The sequence below is a fragment of the Paenibacillus sp. FSL W8-0187 genome (assembly GCF_037969755.1).
Lineage (GTDB): Bacteria > Bacillota > Bacilli > Paenibacillales > Paenibacillaceae > Paenibacillus_AQ.
The window spans coordinates 4,974,473-4,992,233 of the sequence record NZ_CP150206.1 but is presented as its reverse complement, the minus strand read 5'-3'; the positions used below and the strand labels follow the sequence as shown (position 1 = coordinate 4,992,233).

17 protein-coding genes are annotated in these 17,761 nt (G+C 49.5%); 16 read left to right on the top strand and 1 reads right to left on the bottom strand.

The annotated features are described in order from the left end of the window. Positions 1 to 18 precede the first annotated feature (18 nt). Positions 19 to 1,551: a spore germination protein gene (locus tag MKY48_RS22435; RefSeq protein ID WP_339266371.1), complete on the bottom strand. Its 1,533-nt coding sequence runs from the start codon at positions 1,549 to 1,551 to the stop codon at positions 19 to 21. Between the two features lie 367 nt (positions 1,552 to 1,918). On the opposite strand from MKY48_RS22435, the gene MKY48_RS22430 reads away from it, so the two are divergent. The 16 genes from MKY48_RS22430 (at position 1,919) to MKY48_RS22355 (ending at position 17,761) form a co-directional block, all read left to right on the top strand. Beyond that, on the top strand, positions 1,919 to 3,001 hold the full coding sequence (locus MKY48_RS22430; RefSeq protein WP_339266369.1) for a Gfo/Idh/MocA family oxidoreductase: 1,083 nt from the start codon (positions 1,919 to 1,921) through the stop codon (positions 2,999 to 3,001). 27 nt (positions 3,002 to 3,028) lie between these two features. After that, a complete protein-coding gene (locus MKY48_RS22425) occupies positions 3,029 to 3,940 on the top strand; it encodes a xylose isomerase (RefSeq protein WP_076325094.1) in 912 nt (303 codons plus the stop codon). A 100-nt stretch (positions 3,941 to 4,040) separates the two neighbouring features. Further along, positions 4,041 to 4,832, top strand: coding sequence for a lipid II flippase Amj family protein (locus MKY48_RS22420; RefSeq protein WP_076325093.1), 792 nt, complete (start codon positions 4,041 to 4,043; stop codon positions 4,830 to 4,832). Positions 4,833 to 4,880: 48 nt separating this feature from the next. Then, the gene (locus MKY48_RS22415) at positions 4,881 to 5,174 is read left to right on the top strand and encodes a hypothetical protein (RefSeq protein ID WP_339266367.1); all 294 of its coding nucleotides are present in this window, start codon (positions 4,881 to 4,883) and stop codon (positions 5,172 to 5,174) included. A gap of 267 nt (positions 5,175 to 5,441) precedes the next feature. Continuing rightward, the gene (locus tag MKY48_RS22410) at positions 5,442 to 6,140 is read left to right on the top strand and encodes a FadR/GntR family transcriptional regulator (RefSeq protein ID WP_076325091.1); all 699 of its coding nucleotides are present in this window, start codon (positions 5,442 to 5,444) and stop codon (positions 6,138 to 6,140) included. A 90-nt stretch (positions 6,141 to 6,230) separates the two neighbouring features. Then, a complete protein-coding gene (locus MKY48_RS22405; RefSeq protein WP_339266366.1) occupies positions 6,231 to 7,580 on the top strand; it encodes an acyclic terpene utilization AtuA family protein in 1,350 nt (449 codons plus the stop codon). 13 nt (positions 7,581 to 7,593) lie between these two features. Continuing rightward, positions 7,594 to 7,920: a DUF4387 domain-containing protein gene (locus MKY48_RS22400; protein ID WP_083659789.1), complete on the top strand. Its 327-nt coding sequence runs from the start codon at positions 7,594 to 7,596 to the stop codon at positions 7,918 to 7,920. 3 nt (positions 7,921 to 7,923) lie between these two features. Continuing rightward, entirely contained in the window at positions 7,924 to 8,817 is an 894-nt protein-coding gene (locus MKY48_RS22395) for an ABC transporter permease subunit (protein ID WP_339266363.1), read from the top strand. 14 nt (positions 8,818 to 8,831) lie between these two features. Further along, the gene (locus MKY48_RS22390; protein ID WP_215160247.1) at positions 8,832 to 9,704 is read left to right on the top strand and encodes a carbohydrate ABC transporter permease; all 873 of its coding nucleotides are present in this window, start codon (positions 8,832 to 8,834) and stop codon (positions 9,702 to 9,704) included. Positions 9,705 to 9,774: 70 nt separating this feature from the next. After that, entirely contained in the window at positions 9,775 to 11,268 is a 1,494-nt protein-coding gene (locus tag MKY48_RS22385; RefSeq protein ID WP_339266361.1) for an extracellular solute-binding protein, read from the top strand. Positions 11,269 to 11,281: 13 nt separating this feature from the next. Continuing rightward, positions 11,282 to 12,436: an ADP-ribosylglycohydrolase family protein gene (locus tag MKY48_RS22380; protein ID WP_339266359.1), complete on the top strand. Its 1,155-nt coding sequence runs from the start codon at positions 11,282 to 11,284 to the stop codon at positions 12,434 to 12,436. 63 nt (positions 12,437 to 12,499) lie between these two features. Further along, the gene (locus MKY48_RS22375) at positions 12,500 to 14,620 is read left to right on the top strand and encodes an ADP-ribosylglycohydrolase family protein (protein WP_339290899.1); all 2,121 of its coding nucleotides are present in this window, start codon (positions 12,500 to 12,502) and stop codon (positions 14,618 to 14,620) included. A gap of 20 nt (positions 14,621 to 14,640) precedes the next feature. Beyond that, a complete protein-coding gene (gene rbsK, locus MKY48_RS22370; RefSeq protein ID WP_339290897.1) occupies positions 14,641 to 15,552 on the top strand; it encodes a ribokinase in 912 nt (303 codons plus the stop codon). Positions 15,553 to 15,801: 249 nt separating this feature from the next. Next, entirely contained in the window at positions 15,802 to 15,987 is a 186-nt protein-coding gene (locus MKY48_RS22365) for a hypothetical protein (protein ID WP_074961828.1), read from the top strand. Positions 15,988 to 16,402: 415 nt separating this feature from the next. Further along, the gene (locus MKY48_RS22360) at positions 16,403 to 16,951 is read left to right on the top strand and encodes a nucleotidyltransferase family protein (protein WP_339290895.1); all 549 of its coding nucleotides are present in this window, start codon (positions 16,403 to 16,405) and stop codon (positions 16,949 to 16,951) included. A gap of 102 nt (positions 16,952 to 17,053) precedes the next feature. Continuing rightward, positions 17,054 to 17,761 (top strand): class I SAM-dependent methyltransferase, encoded by a 708-nt coding sequence (locus tag MKY48_RS22355; RefSeq protein WP_339290893.1) that lies wholly within the window; start codon positions 17,054 to 17,056, stop codon positions 17,759 to 17,761.

The window sequence follows — 17,761 nt, the reverse complement described above, 5'->3', positions numbered from 1 at the left end:
TTTCATAGAGAGCTATCATTAGCGGATGGAATCTTTCTTATGTATCGCCTTCCGAAGGCGTTTCATCTTCAAAAGTGGCATACGAATCATAAAGTCTTTCCAATCACTTGCTCGATAAGGAACGATCGGAGTGATATAGGGAACACCAAAACTCTTCAACCTCACTAAATGGCTGCAAAGGAAAAGGAAAAAGAGAACGACCCCATACAATCCAAACACAGCAGCGAAAAACATGGCTACAAAACGAAGCATGCGAAACGTAATTCCGGCACTGTATTGAGGGACGGTAAAGGAAGAAATGGCAGTTAACGCCACCACGATCACCAAAATTGGACTGACAATCCCCGCTTGTACGGCGGCTTCTCCAATGACCAATCCGCCGACGATACCCATGGCCGGACCAATGGGTTTAGGCAATCGAAGTCCGCCCTCCCGCAGAATCTCGATGGCTATTTCCATGATCAGTGCTTCAATTATTGCGGGAAACGGGACGCCTTCTCTCGTGCCCATAATAGACAAGGCCAGTTTGGTTGGGATCATTCCCTGGTGAAACGAGACAAACGAAATATACAAGGAGGGTCCCAAAAGCGATATAAGGGCCGCGAAATAACGCAATAGGCGGATGAGAAAACTCGGTAACCAACGATCATAATAGTCCTCTGGTGAGTGCAGCATCATACTAAATGAAACCGGAACGATTAATGCGAAAGGCGTCCCATCTAACAAGATCGCAACTCGTCCTTCCATCAAGGCACTGTAAACGCGGTCGGGACGCTCTGTATTCTGTACTTGTGTAAAAGGACTGAGGTAATTATCCTCGATCAGCTGCTCTACGTATCCTGATTCCGGTACATCATCTATCTTTATTTTTTTGATTCTTTCCTGGACCTCTTCCACCAAAGCAGGGTCCGCCATATCTTTGATATAGGCGATGACAAGTTCTTTTTTTGAACGTAGTCCTACTTGAAACTTGATGATGGACAAGTTGTAGTTGTCACCATGCTGTCGTAAAAGGGCAGTATTATCACTTAACGATTCTGTGAAGCCTACACGTGGGCCTCTAACCAGTGGTTCCGAGGAAGGTTCTTCAATACTGCGCGATTTCCCTTTGGTTGTACCGAGAATGAGCACATTCTGCACGCCATCCACTAACAGTGCGGTCGAACCTGTCAATATCTTGGACACTAAATCTTTTACATGATGTGCTTCGGTTACTTCACTAATGGTAAGAACTTGATTTTTAATAAACTCTTTAGAAACGGTCCCTTGCCCAAAAGATGGATCCTCATTATTTTTTTCGGAGAAGCTCACCATAAGAGATTTCATGATGTGTTTGTCGATGAGTTCTTTATCCGACAGTCCATCTACGAAAATGAGGGCCGCACAAATGCCAGTGCCTCCAATATGAAACTCCCTAAAGTGTACATCCGAGTTATGGCCGATTGCTTCTCTTACCAGTTCAAGATCCAAGGCGAAATTCCCCGTAAAATGCTCTAATGAGGCTTGAGCAGAACTCAATGTTTTGCTTTTTTCATTCTCATGTTGTTTCATTGTTGATACCCGCCATTTCCTCAGTCTTCCTTTGAGTTATGAATCCATTTAAAAAACCTTGAGATCATATACGGAATTACCAATGCGATGAAACCCTGCATAAAAACCTTCCAATCCGGAAGGTAGGAAAGCACCATTTTCCACATGTTGATCCCCCTGCTAAGTCAACATTAGCGTCGTTTAAACATAAACCTCTATAATTCCATTATGATCTAAGCAACAACCGTTTAAACTTAAAACATCGACGATGCGGGGGTACATTAGACCATTGAAAAGTTAGGCTTGGCCAAAGTCACAGGGTACGGGAGAGGGAAATAATGTTAAAATAACATCAGGCGGGTAGCTTGATGTTAGGAGGTTTCATAAGATGAAGACATTGTCAGTAGGAATTATAGGGACCGGATTTGGCGGTACCGTTCATGCTCCCATTCTTCAGCTGCACCCGGGGATAGAAGTGAAATCCATTGCTAGTGTCCATCGACAACGCACGGAGGACCGCTTGTGGAATGGAATTCCGTATTACAGGAATTGGCGTGACATGCTGGAGAGTGAGCCGTTGGATTTGGTATCGATCGTATCGGCACCCGTCCATCATTATGAAATGACGATGCTCGCCTTGCAGTCCGGCCACCATGTCCTGACAGAGAAACCTCTGGGCATGAATACGGAGCAAACGTTACGAATGCTGAGAGAGTCGGAACGGCTGGACCGACATGCTTTCGTTAATTTTCAATGGAGATGGACGCCGATTCGGCAACGAATAAAACAGATGCTGCAAGATAAAAAGCTGGGAGATATTCAGCATATCAAATATACAGGGAGCTTCTCCGGATACTCTGTACTGGCTAATTCTTACCGGGGATGGGAAGCCCGCAGCGAGGATGGCGGTGGATTCCTGTTTGCGATCGGTTCGCATATGATAGATTCACTCCTATGGTGGATGGACGAAGAGATTACGGAAGTGTACGGTGACCTGAGAACCCAGATCCCTGCCTATAAGGGAGATGCAGGGCTTGAGTTCAGGGATGCTGAGGATGCCTTTACCTTTTCGGGTCGTTTTAAGGGTGGAACCTCTGTCCTTGCGGATGTGTTTTTCCCGGGAATTGGCGGAGTCGGTTGGACGCTAGAGATCTACGGAACGAAGGGGACGCTGAGGATGCGAGATGACCATACCCTCGAATGCAGCTTTGGCGGGGCATTTGAATCTATCCCGATTGATCCGTTTGACCCTCCGGCTAACCTGGAGGCTCCGGCAGTGCACTATTATAACGGCTTCTATCAGATGATAGATGGCATGTACCACAGCATAACTGCAAATAAACCGACGTTGAACATGCCGTATTTCGTGGATGGCCACAGGGTACAAGCTGTTCTGGATGCAATTCGTCTGTCGTCCGAGACGCACAGCCGGGTCAGCGTTGATTATGGATCCATGATTCGGCATGGATAAGAGGAAAGTCAAAGGAGGGGCAAAGGCATGATTCCGAGGCGTTTACAGGTAGGGATGTGGGATCACTTTACGGAAGAACGATGGGATGAGCTTGCTGACCAGCATATCAGCGGGATGGAAATATGCAGCTTTCCGAATCGGGAGGCATTATTGCAGGTCAGCGATTATTGCTGCAGCCAGCGGATCGCTTTCGGTGTGCATGCCCCGATTCTCGGCGACGCTGGATTTCGATTGCCTCAAGTTAATGCTCCCGAGTCCGGGGACTTTCAGGAAGCACTAGAACAAATCTCGGCCGAGGTTCAGTTAGCATCCAGTGTGGGCGCAGATTATATGCTGTTCCATTATCCATTTTATCCGGTCTTCCAGGAGCCCTTTACCCCATATCCGAGACTTCCCGATCCTGCACATCGTTATAGTTACAACCAATTGAGCAAAACAAAATTCCGGGAAATTTCCAAGCGGTTATTTGAGTTCCTCTGTGAGCTGCAGCTCCGTTATGGGCAGCGCATTGTGCTGGAGCATGATTTTTTTGGTGATTACGAGGATGTTTTTGTGGATAGCTTTCACGCTTATCCTGAAATTGGGTTTGTGCTGGACACGGCCAGGCTTGATATTACCCGCAGGGCCTTTCACGGGTTCGATCCGTATCATTTTCTTGATCGGATGGCATCCCAGGTTTATTTGGTCCATTACAGTAACGTATTTTATGATGAGGACAAGTTCACGCATCATCTGCCTGTCCTGCCGGAGCAGGATCATGATGTGAACTATGGAGATGCCTACGCCTATTTGCGGTATCTTGCAGAACGCAATTCACGGTTTCATGTAACATTTGAACACAAAGCCAGTCTCATCACTCAACAGCAGCTGCATCAGATATATAGTCGGACGGCGTTGACGCTGGAAGAGCAGGGAGGGCATGTACTAATTCGATCGTAAATCGGATAGATATAAAGAGTGGGCTAGAGCTTACAGACTCAATTGGCGACAATACAGGGTACGGCGTTTGAACTGAACATCAGGTGGGGAGGAGCCCTCTATGATACAGAGCTTGATCGTTGTGTTTGTCCTGACGATGATTATTCATACGGCGGAAACCTTATCATACTCCGCAAGATATGCCGGGGTGAAGCTAAACAAGATTGCTGTTGCCTTATCGTTGACGGGGATCATTGTACTGGTTTCCCGAACATCCAACTTAGTTCAAGCCCCGCTGACGGCCAAGTTTGTTGATTATGCGAAGGTGGATCCTTCGTTTGACGTGCTTTCCTATTTCAGGGCGATTTTGTTAGCGGCCTCGATCGGAACGATTGTCGCAATCGCGTTATTTCCTACTTTCGTCAATCTGTTCAGCAGAGTCATCAGCAAGCTGGAGGTTGCCGGATCCATTCCGAAACTTGTATCAAGCGTGACCATCGGGCAGCTCAAGAACACAAGGCATTACATAAGAAAGCCCAATTTGAAATGGAGTCAGTTTCGTTACTTAGGAATACCTAAACGGTTTATTATGCTGAATATTGTGGTCACCGCTTTTTACACAGTAGGTGTCCTGTCATCTCTGTACGCAGCACATCTCGTTCCTCAGTACAGCACCACGGCATCCCAAGCATCGGGACTGATTAACGGAATTGCAACGATTATTTTAACGATATTTATCGATCCCCAGCTTGGTTTGATTACCGACAAGGCGACTCGGAACGAGGAAGCGAGGGACCAGCTTGGCAAAGTGTATACGATGCTGATGGTTTCAAGGTTTTTTGGGACCATGCTGGCACAGCTCGTGATCATTCCGGCCGCTTATGTGATCAGTGAGATTGTGAAGTGGATATAAGGACTATGGTTGTGGTTAGAAAGTCAGAAGGAGAGAGGAAGAATCGTAATGACTCGTAAACGTGTAGTTATGGAATCCGTGCTGTTTGCTGCAGCGATATACATAGGTTATTTTGTATTTATGATCCTGCAAGGCCTGGTGCTAACACAGAGACATGTGCGGGATCTGGATTTGACCAGGCAATATGAACGGGCGGAATCCCTCCAGGCTCAAGTAACTTTTGGCATGATCGAGCGGAATAGCGAATGGCTTACCGTGGCTGCAATTGGAGGCTTTATTGTATTGGGCGGCTTATATGGATGTGTTCGATGGATGTTGGCAAAACGAAGACCGCAACCTTAATATTGGATTTTCTAGAGAGCATAAACCCTGTTATGGATTTCCGTCCAAAGCCAGGGTTATTTGTTTTGAAAAAGAAAAATCCGAAGATGATTGGGTCACCCAATTACCCGGCATATGTCTTCAATCAGGCAATAAACACCTTCAAAAAGATAATGTAAGCGCTATTTTTATGCTTGACAGCCTTTTACGATGCGTTTATGCTAAACATGCGGTTAATTGGATCACCCAATTATCGTTTGCGCAAGTAGGGATAGAGAGGGTAGTCATATGACCATTAAGAAGATTAAATATCATCGGGTGTACGAGGATGTTATCGAACAGATCAAGAATCTGATTCTGGAAGGAAATCTGGCTCCGGGTGATGTTCTTCCGACTGAAAGGGAGCTGGCCCAATCGTTTGGCATTAGCCGCGGGACATTGCGGGAAGCATTCCGCATTCTGGAGCGCGAAGGACTGATTGAAGCCAGACCCGGCGGCGGGCGCTTCCTGAGCAAGGCACTGGATGTTGCCGAGGATCGAAGCCGCATCCTGGATAATATCGAACGTGCGACTATCATTGAGTTGTTAGAAGCGCGTGAATTGTTCGAGACAGGAATCGTGGAGCTAGCGGCCAAGCGGGCAACCGATGAGGATATCGCCGAGATTGAGGCAGCCTTCGCGACGTGGGGGGAGATTGATCAGAATGCGGAGGATCGATCGAAGCCGGATCAGGCGTTTCACCTGTCAATTGCTAAAGCCACGCATAACGTGGTCCTCGTCAATATGATTGAATTGCATATGGATTTGCTTCAGCGGACGCTGAGCAAAACAGCCCAGATTCCGGGTCGCAAGAGCGAGGTCTACGAAGAACATTTACTTATTTTGCAAGCTATTAAGGAACGCGATCCGGTAAAAGCAAAGCTCGCTTTGCTGAACCATCTCAGCCGGGTTAAAGAAAACATACAGAAAAACTACATTCATGTTTAAGAGGGGAGAAACATACCCCTTTTAGCACAAATTGGATAATCCAATTATCCAATGGTCATGGGTGAATATTTTGGTAAAGAGGGACTGCAGATGAATACAGACATTCGAATTCTATCCCCCTGCGGCATGCTGGGATATGGATTTCCTGAACAATCCTTCATGAACGGACTGAAGTTCGAGCTGCACGGCATCGTTGTTGATGCGGGCTCAACGGACGGGGGACCGCATAAGTTGGGTGCCGGCGTATCGATCGTCAGCAAGCGGGCGGTTAAGAAAGACCTGGATATTATGCTCACGAACGGTTTGCCCCGTAAAATTCCGATCATCATCGGCTCGGCCGGCGGCTCGGGCGCACGGACCCATGTGAAATGGACACTCGACATCATTGATGAAATTTTGGATGAGCGGGGACTTCAGGCCAAGGTGTCCGTCATATGGGCCGACTTCACCCGGGAGGAAATCCATCAGGCGAAGGAAGAAGGGCGGATTAAGGCATTAAGTCCAAATATTCCGCCACTCACCAGTGAGTTGATTGACTCCACCAACAGCATCGTTGCCCAGATGGGACATGAACCTATTGTGGAAGCGCTTCAACAGGGCGTGGACATCATCGTCTGCGGCAGGGCGTATGATCCTTCGCCTTTCGCGGCGATCGGGATCTACCACGGCAAGGACCCGGGGCTATCCTATCATCTGGGCAAAATATTGGAATGCGGCGCATTGTGCGCGGAACCGGGAACAACCAAAGACAGCATTCTTGGCACGATCAGCGACGATTCGTTTACCGTTCAGTCGCTTAACCCGGACCGGACGTGCAGCCCGACCAGCGTTGCGGCCCATACCTTTTATGAGAAGGAACACCCTTATATTCTGCATGGTCCCGGATTTACGCTCGATTTGGAGAATTGCCGCTTCGAGGAAGAGGAGAAAGGCATCGTTCGCGTAACCGGCAGCCGGTTCCTTCCGGCAGAGAAATATTTCATTAAGCTGGAAGGCGCTAGGCGCGTCGCTTATCGGACCTTCGTGGTGGCGGGGATCCGGGATCCGATCCTGATCGGGAAGCTGGAAGAGGTTGAGGAATATGTTCGCAATCAGGCACGGGAATATTACCGGGAAATTCCGGAATCGGATTATCAGATTCAATTTTACAACTACGGCAAGAACGGTGTTCTCGGAAGCAAGGAGCCGGAGTCGTTCGTCGGACACGAGGTCGGCGTTATGTTCGAAGTGGTGGCCAAGACGCAGGAGTTAGCGAACAGCATCTGCGCCACGGTGCGTTCCACCTTCCTGCATTATGGATACGAAGGCCGTAAATCAACGGCAGGCAATCTGGCTTTTCCCTTCGCGCCAAGCGATATCGAGTTCGGTCCTGTCTATGAATTCTCCGTCTACCATCTGATGGAAATGAACAATAATGCTTTTCGGATAGAGCATCGATAAGGAGGATCAAACCATGACTCAACTCGGCGATTTGGCGAAGGTGCTGCGAAGCAAAAATTCAGGCCCCTTCGAAATTACTTTAGACGTGTTGTTTGATTCCAAAGAGCAATATGACAAAGTGAAACAGTCCGGCATCATTACAAAACGGACGATATGTGAGCTGTATCAGATACGGGAGGAGCAGATTCATCACCTGGTATTTTTCGACCAGGCGCTGGGTTTCAAAATCACGATGTCGCGGGATATATCGTCCGGCAGTGTCGGCGACCGCGACGTGTACGGAGCCCAGCAGCATGCTCCCCTCATGAAATTATCCATTGAACATCTGGAGGAGGGGTAAGCCATGAAGGTGTTGAGACGCTTAAGGCAGGATTGGGTACTATACGCGATGCTGTCGCTGCCTCTGCTCTACTTTTTTATCTTTCACATCATTCCGCTATACGGCATGAAGCTTGCCTTTCAGGATTACCGGATTCTGGGGGATCATGTGTGGGTCGGGTGGAAGCACTTTAAGACGCTATTCAGTTCGCCCGCCTTCACAAGCGTACTGGAGAATACCATCATTATCAGTTTGATGAAAATCGTATTTGTATTCCCGATTCCAATCATGTTATCACTGCTTATTAATGAAGTTCGAAGCTCGAAATACCGCAAATACGTGCAATCCGTGGTTTATTTGCCGCATTTTCTATCCTGGGTCGTTATTGCCGGGATCTGGATCAGCCTCTTGAATCCTGCCGAAGGCGGAGTCAATCTGATTGCGAATTTCTTTCAACTGCCATCCATTGATTACATGACCAGCAAAGAGCATATTCGTTGGGTGCTTGTATTCTCCGAAATCTGGCGAAGCGCCGGCTGGGACTCCATCATCTATCTGGCAGCCATCATGAAGATCAGCCCAGGATTGTATGAAGCAGCCAAGATTGACGGGGCGACCCGCCTGCAGCAGATGAGGTTCATTACGCTTCCTCATTTATACAGCACAGTTGTAACCGTCTTCATTCTGAATCTGGGCTTCTTCATGAATGCTGGTTTCGATCAAGTGTTTAACTTTATGAACGATTCCATCATCAGTGTGGTGGATATTTTGGACACGTATGTGTACCGAATCGGTATCGGGAACGGACAATTTGCTTATGCAACCGCAGCGAGTTTGTTCAAGGGCGTTATCGGTATCATCCTCATCCTGGGCACGCATTTCATCTCGAAGCGCTTCTCGGGCAAGGGCGTCTGGTAAAGGAGGGATTTACGATGAGACGACTGGAAGTTTCGAAAATCGTTATTTATCTCATGTTGTTTGTGTTTACGCTCATGGTATTGGTTCCTCTCCTGAATCTGCTGGCGCTATCCTTAACCGATCCCGGCAAAGCCCATTTGATGGGCGGACTGGACATTTTTCCGAAGGGATTCTCAACGATCAATTACCAACTGTTATTGTCCAATCCCTTGATTACGGGCAGTATTCTGAATTCGGTATGGATTACCGTAGCGGGTACATTCCTGAATCTGCTGCTGACCTCCATGGCAGCGTACGTGCTGGCCAGAACCGAGTTTATCGGTAAAAAAGTCGTGTTGTTCTTTCTGATCGTCATTATGGTGTTCGAGCCGGGCATGATTCCCGAATACCTGCTGGTAAAGGATCTCGGACTGATGAATACGCTAACATCACTGATCCTGTACAAAGCGGTCAACGTGTACTATCTCTTTATTCTTATGCGGTTCATTCAGGACATTCCGGAGGAGATTCTGGAGGCTTCCCGAATCGACGGCGCAGGTCATTTTCGCTTATATAGTCAGATCATACTGCCGCTGTCCAAACCGGGGCTGGCGACATTGGGTTTGTTCTACGGGGTATATCACTGGAACGAATATTTCAGAGCCACGCTCTACATTTCGGATCCAACCAAATGGCCGCTGCAGGTTGTACTCAGACAATTTGTTGTCCGCAAGGATAATACGTCCTTGATCGGCAACCAAAACATGTTCGACAGCTCGATCAACTTTGATTTTGCTTCCCTGCAGGCAGGTACGATCATGATTGCGATTGTACCGCTGTTATTCCTATATCCGTTCATTCTTAAATATTACGCGAAAGGCGAACTGGAGGGCGGAGTGAAGGATTAAGCGGGAAGGCGAAGGCAGCTAACTTATAAGGCATGAATGTTCAAATTCAAAAAAGGGGAGAAAGATGAACATGAAAAAATTAAGCCTGTTATTCATCGTTGCCATGCTGGTTATGGTCATGTCGGCATGTACATCGAAGTCAAACACGCCGGGAGCAGGTCAAACTGAACCCGGAACCGCCCAGTCTGACGGGACCGGGGATCCGGTTACGCTGAAGATCGTGTACAAGGATGAAGGAACGGCAAACCCCGTTTCGGTTAAATTCTTCGAGACCTTGGAGAAATCCCTGGCTGAAGATGAAGGCTTGAACGTGAAATTCGAGCTTGTGGATCTGGCACAAGGCAGTTATGCCGAGAACCTCAATCTGCTGCTGCTGGGCGGAACCATTCCGGATATCATCTATTTCCAGGGCGGTGACCAGCAAATTGCCGATCAAGGTCTGTTGGAAGATCTGACACCTTATATTGAAAATTCAACCTACATCAAAAATATCATGGAGCCGCACAACAAGACCCGGATGGCAAGTTATCCGTATCTGCTGTGGATCAAACCGCTCGCACCTAAAACACCGGTCATCCGGGCGGATTGGTTTAATGCCATGGAGAGCTCCAAGGCCTTGATGGAGAACCCAAGTGTCGACAATTATTATGCCTTCTTCAAGGAATTGGTGGAGAAGAAGCCGGGTGAAGGCAAGCCGAGCTACGCGCTGACGGCAGCAGGCGATATTGCCGAGATCAACTTTATTTTCAATACGGCTTTCGGTTTGGATACGACCTGGCTCAAGAAGGAAGACGGAACTTATGAGTATTCCAAGGTTTCTCAGAAAGAAAAAGAAAAGCTGACGTTCTACAATAAGCTCTACAAGGAAGGGCTGCTGGACCCGCAATTCATTACAAAGCAATGGGATACCAAGGAGGACGCCTTCTATAAAGGGGAAGCTGCCGTTATCACGGGCACAGCCGGTAAAATCATCGATTTGTATGATGGAAGAATGCAGGAACTGGGCGGAGATGACGCCAATCTGATCGTCCTGCCGCCGGCTAAGGGCGAAGCGCAGGGCTTCGGGGCAACCGACGTGACGAAGGAATCCAGAGGGCTTGCGATCTCTTCGCAGTCACCGCATAAAGACGTAGCGTTCAAGGTCTTTGATTACCTTGCAAGTCCGAAGGGGCAAATGCTGGACCGCCTCGGTTTCGAAGACGAGCATTATAAGGTCGTTGACGGCGAGATCGAGCTGAACGAGAAATACTACAGCGAATGGTATGCGCGTTTCTGGGAGCCGACCGAGATCAAGTCCGAAACGCCTTTGAAAACGCCGCTATTGGGTGAGCCTGGAACCGAATCGTTGAAAATGGCTACCGAATTCTACACGGAAGACAACAATTTCATCATTCCTGAGCAATTCATTGCGAATTGGGATGCAATGAACAATCTGTACAAGGAATACTCGACGGACTTTATTACGGGCAAGAAAGACTTGTCCCAATTCGACCAATTCGTTGAAGCCTGGAATGCTGCAGGCGGTGCAGAAATTACGAAATATGCCAACGAAAACATCAAGTAAGGAGCCTATGACTATGACTTCGTTTCGTGACCGGGTGAGGGGCGTGGTGATATCCACCGCGCTCGGAGACGCAATGGGAGCTCCAATCGAGAAATTGACGTACGAGGAGATTAAGTCCAAATACGGACGCGTGGAATCTCTTATGACAAGATGGCATAAGATGGATCTGCCCGCCGACGTCCGGCTTGGACGGGTAAGGGGCGACGGGATTGTCACGGACGATACGCTGATGACCATTGCGCTCATGAATGTTTATCTTACTGAAGGCCGGCATCTGGATGCCTATGATATGGGCAATGAATTCGTGAAGGAGATTGCGTTCCGCAAGACGTTTGTCCCGGAGCTGAATGAGGAGACGTTGATCATTGACCGGTTGTTCTATCCGGAAAAATACATCTTCATGCGTCATGTGTTGGCCAATTGCGATCCGAGAGAAGGGGGCATCGGGAATATGGTGAACTGCGGGGCGGCGATGTACATCGCCCCGATCGGGATCGTCAATGCCGGTAATCCCAAGGCGGCCTATGATGAGGCCATCCTGTTTGCGATGGGTCATCAGAGCAGCTACGGTCTGGAAGCCGCAGGCGTTCTGGCTGCTTGCGTGGCGAAGGCCTTTGAGCCGGGGGTGAGTGTGGACGATATTGTCCGCACCGCGATCAGCCTGGCAAAAGACGGCACGAAAGCAGCCATTGTGGAAATGACGCAAGCCGCCCGCGAATTGCGGCATCAGCGGGATGACATGGACAAAGTGATCGAGGTATTGCAAGCGATCATGCTCAAATATTCGCCGATGGGCGATGACGTGAGTCGCCATATCGACAAGGTCGGCATCCCGAGCAACCATTATACGCCAAGCCGCCTATGGTCGATTGAAGAGCTGCCGATGGCACTAGCGTTTATCGTTCTCAACGACGGCGATTACTATCGTTCGATTCTGGACGGGGTTAACTCCGGGCGTGACACAGACTCGATCGGCGTTATGGCCGGGGTCATCCTGGGCGCCATGTATGGTTGTGAGGTTATCCGCGAAGAAGATATCGAGCAGTTGAATAAGGTGAACCGCTTGGACCTGTGTGCCATCGCGGACAGGTTCAGCGCCATTGCTGTGCAGATCATTGAGGATGATCTTCGCATCAATGAATCTCGGAAGAATATTGTGAGTCCATAGTTTTTCACAAGCTATTGCAGCTTAGCGGATGTAGAGGAATGGTTGATACAGGAGGGAGAGCAAATGATACCTAAACATTATGTAGAGACGGTATATGCGGGATTCATCGGTATGAACATTGGCATCAGACTCGGTGCTCCCATCGAACCGGTAGCTTGGACGTATGAACGCATTCGGGACGTATACGGCGATATCCGGGATTACGTGAAGCCGTACAAAACCTTTGCCGCCGACGATGACGCGAACGGACCGGTATTCTTTATTCGCGCGCTGTATGACGATGCGACGGACCGCGAGCTTGAGCCTGAGGATGTGGGCAAGGCATGGCTCAACTACGCAAGGGAAGGGATTGGCATGTTTTGGTGGGGCGGCGAGGATATCAGTACGGAGCACCGTGCTTATGTTAATCTGCGCAAAGGCATTTCAGCCCCGCGCTCCGGTTCGATTGAGGTCAACGGCACGGAGATGGCGGAGCAGATCGGCGGCCAGATCTTCATCGATTCCTGGGGCCTGCTGTTCCCGGGTCAGGCGGAGAAAGCGGCGGATTATGCGGAAAAAGCCGCCAGTGTTTCGCACGACGGCAACGGGCTGTACGGCGCCCGCTTCATGGCTGCTTGCATAGCCAAAGCCTTTGATGCTTCATCCATGGATGAGATTATTGCGGAAGGACTTCGCATGATTCCGGATGACTCCACTTATGCGCGCGTGGTCCACGTGGTGATGGACTTCCACCGGGAGCATCCATCGGATTTCCGCGCTTGCCGTCAATATTTGGAGGATCACTGGGGATACGATAAGTATACTGGCGTATGCCACATTATCCCGAATGCGGGCGTGTGCGTGCTTGCCCTTCTGTATGGCGAGGGGGATTTTGCGCGCACGGTCGAGATCGCATCGATGTGTGGCTGGGACACCGATTGCAACGCCGGAAACGTGGGCACGATCCTAGGCGTTTACGGCGGCCTGGCGGGGATTCCGGATCATTATCGCAAGCCGATCAATGACTTCATCGTGGCTTCGAGTGTATCCGGTTATTTGAATCTGGTGGATTTCCCGACATTTGCCAAAGAGCTTGCATTGCTTGGCTATCGCCTCAATGGAGAGAAGGCCCCCGAAGCGTTGGTGTCGCGGGTGAAGCAAGGCGAGGTGTATTTCGATTTCGACCTGCCGGGGTCCACGCACGGCTTTCGGACAAGCAATTCGTTCAAGACGCCTGTCTTGCGCCATTCAACCAAGAATACGTATGATAGCAGAGGATCCTTGGAAGTGGTCTTTGACCGACTGGTAGAAGGCGACAGCAGCAAAATCTACTATAAACCGTTCTATCGGCGGGCGGAGTTTAACGATGAGAAATATAAGCCGACCTTTGCCCCCTTGGCCTATAGCGGGCAGACCGTATCCGCCCAAATTTATGTGGATCAGTGGGAAGGCGAACCAGTAACCTTGACTCCGTATGTGCGAAATACTTATACGCAGGAGGAAGTGCGTTTGGCAACGTATACTCCAGAGTGCGGAGAGTGGAACGCGGTTGAATTCGTCATTCCGGATACCGAAGGCGCCATGATCGATGAGATCGGCTGGATACTCGAGAGCCCGTCGCCGCTCTTGAACCGCGCTATCGGTAGTTTGTTCGTCGGTCAATTCAGCATCACGGGAGCTGCGGATTATACGATCGATTTTGCCAAGCAGGCCAAAGAGTTCGCTTCTGTCACTCCATTCTCGCATCATCGAGGAAACTGGGAGCTGCGTGAGGGAGCACTGCATTGTATATCTGAAGGAGATACCTCGTCCTATTCCGGCAATTACTATGCAGGAGATATGGAGATTGAAGCAACCATTAGACCAATATCAGGCACCAGCCATTGTCTGATTACGAGGGCGCAGGGGGTCATGCGGCATTATCTGGCCGGGTTCGACGGTCCGAATTCCGTATCGTTTATCAAACAGGACTTCGGGATCAAGCGTCTGATTACGGCAAGATACGATTGGGAATGGGGGAAAGAATACCGCCTGAAGCTGGTGTCCGAGAAGGATCGGTTCATCTTGTATATTAATGGAGACCATGTGCTAGAATGCAAGGAAACCGCCTATGGTCATGGCATGTTCGGCTTTGGCTGCTTGGAGGATGGCGAGAATGAGATCAGGGATGTTCACGTCCGTACATCAGAGCCGAAGTTGGTTTAAGAGAAGGGAGCAGGTTATCTTTGCGCAAGCTAGTTGTCATTGGAAGCATTAATATGGATGTTGTGAGTAATGTAGAGCAGTTTCCCCGGCCGGGAGAAACGATTCATAGCAGCGGCACATCTTTTTTTCCTGGGGGTAAAGGAGCGAATCAGGCTGTGGCTGCAGCCTCAGCAGGTGCGGATTGTGTCATGGTCGGCGCGGTCGGTCTTGATCCTTTTGGGAATACCCTGGTTGCTTCCTTGGAGGAGCGCGGGGTTGGCGTTACATCCGTCCTCTCCAAGACAGGCACCTCGGGGATGGCGATCATCACGGTTAATGAGGCGGGCGAGAATTATATCGTGTTGTCGGAAGGAGCCAATGGGCGGTTGACTGAAGAAGATGTTGCGACTGAGGTGAAGTGGGATGGAGTATATGCTGTACTGCTGCAAAATGAAATTCCGTGGCAGACGACGCAGTATGTTATCCAATCGGCCAACAAGGCAGGCGTTCGCGTCTGGCTGAATCCGGCACCTGCGCGAAAGATCCCTCATAACGTGTTGCCGCTGATCGATACCTTGATTGTGAACGAGACGGAAGCCGAAGTGGTGAGCGGCCTAAAGGTGGAGGACACTGCTTCAGCGGATGCGGCTGCAGCGTCGATTATCGGCAGAGGCACCTCCAACGTGATCATCACCCTTGGCGAGCAAGGCTGCTTCTATGGGAATGCACAAGGTGAGCGTTTCACCGTTCCGGCTTTCCGCGTCAGACCCGTGGATACCACGGCGGCAGGAGATACGTTCATCGGTGCTTATGCGGCAGCTTGCACGGACGGACTGGAAACGGAAGAAGCGCTTCAGTTTGCAACTGCAGCGGCTGCACTGACGGTGACCCGGCCAGGCGCGCAAGCCTCCATACCGTCCAAGGAAGAGATTGTGGCTTTTATAAATAAGTAATTCGTTGCACAAGCGGGAGGGCGTCTTCATTGCCTTCTCGCTTTTGTTATCTTACCCACGCGTTTTTCTAATGTGCGACGGAGGCGTACCATGAGGGCGATCCACCATCTATTCCGGATCATATGAGGTTGCAATGGTTGTGAGCGATGGTATGTGAGATCTAAATGGAGCTGCCCGACATGTTCTGCTGAACCCTTTCATATAAGTAAGAGTGATAATAATGAATCTATGAAATGGGGTATCTGACTAATGGCAAAACAAAAAAGAGGCAAATCCTTGTGGAACCTACCAACTCGCGCGCGCGGTACGTGTCCGGTGTGCAAGAGTACCCGAACGAAATTGTTGTATCCCCGAACCAAATCGGACGGGACTGCCCTGAAAGTGTGCAAGCGCTGCGACGGCGCTTCGCAGGAGCGGGTGGACGCGGCTGTGTAGCTAGCACCACTGGACTTGATTGTTCGGTAGTGGGATTATTTCGTGCATGGCTGTCCGAAATCCGGCTTATAAGCTCTCTCACAAGAGCATACCGAAGTCAATCTGGCTCAAGTTGAAGCAGTTATGGCGCATGCATGCTCACATTTCTGTCCAACATGCAGCTCGGGTATCACCCGCTGCGTCCCATAATCCCTGCTCTCTCTTGCCGTTCAGGGATTATCTGGAATATAATAGTTATATCTATGAGTGTGCGTAGACCGTTTCCTTCTCTTCGTGAAGCGGTCTATGCTTTTTTACACGAATACAGGATTTTAGGGTACGCTCTTATTCAAGTTGCAGCTAACTAATATAAGAACATGTGGCAGCTGAATGGTAAGAGGGCTGAGAAGAATTTAGGTCATTGGCGGTGGATGGTATGTTAGAGAAACGGTTAAAGGAGTACATAAGCCAGCATCAGCAATTGATGACGGATTTGGACATCGTTCGTGACTTAGGGCTGCCGCAATGCTATATTGCTGCAGGCTACATCCGAAATTATGTGTGGGACTTGCTTCATGGGTTAGAAGGGACGGATCGGCATACGGATATCGATGTGGTGTATTTCGATCCGGAAGATGTGTCTGAAGCGCGGGATATTCGATTGGAAGAGCTTCTAAGAACAACCACGGGGAACCCGAAATGGTCGGTCAAGAATCAGGCCAGAATGCATGTGAAGAATGGAGATGAACCCTATCATTCGACCCATGATGCGTTAGCTCATTGGACGGAGACGGCTACCGCGGTCGGGGCAAGGCTGAACGCCGAAGGAGAGCTTGAGCTTTGCTGTCCTTACGGACTGGAGGATTTATTTGCGCTTCGGGTTCGCAGATGCCCTAACTTTCATAAGCGACGCTATTATTTGGAGCGGGTAGGAAAGAAACAATGGCAGGATCAGTGGCCGCTGCTAACGATAAGCGAAGATTAGAAAAAGGTATCCTAGCAGGAGTTGCAGTGAGCAAGGAAATGAGCTTTGTTCGTATGGAATTTATAGAGTGACCTTATAACGGCCAGAACAAGGGGATATAGCATGGACATATTCAACCGCGCACGTGAAAAGGAAATATCGTATCACGAGACATTGTACGAAGAAGCCGTACTGTTTCAACCTGGGAGCTGGTTAGCCAAGCCCGTTCAGACGGTCCTGGATCATTTGGAATTATTGCCGTTTCATGAGATGCGGGTACTGGATCTAGGCTGTGGCGTCGGGCGTAACAGCATCCCGGTTGCGCAGCGGATCCAAGCGGTTAACGGGAAGGTCATCTGCGTGGATCTGCTGCCATCGGCAGTTGACAAGCTGCGGCAGTATGCCGATTTGCATGGCGTAAGCTCAAATCTTGAGGCACTTGTGGCAGACGTAGAACACTATGAAATTACCGAGGATACTTATCATTACGTCATCGCATGCTCATGTCTGGAGCATATGAGCTCCGAGGAAGCCTTAGTATCCAAGATCAAACAGATGCAGGCTGGAACCGTGGAGCAGGGCGTACATTGCATATTGATGAGCACCGAGGTAAAGGAAATCGATCAGGAAACGGGTTTGGAGGAGGCAGGCTTAATCGAGTTGAATCTATCCGCCGACAAAGCCTTTTCCATCCTTGATGAGCTATATTCGGAATGGGAGATCTTAACGAGGCGGCAGGTGCAGCAGGATATTCAGGAAGTGAAGGATGGGAGAGACGTACTTTTCCGAAGTCAATGGATTACCTTCACTGCAAGAAAAGGAGGTTGTTGA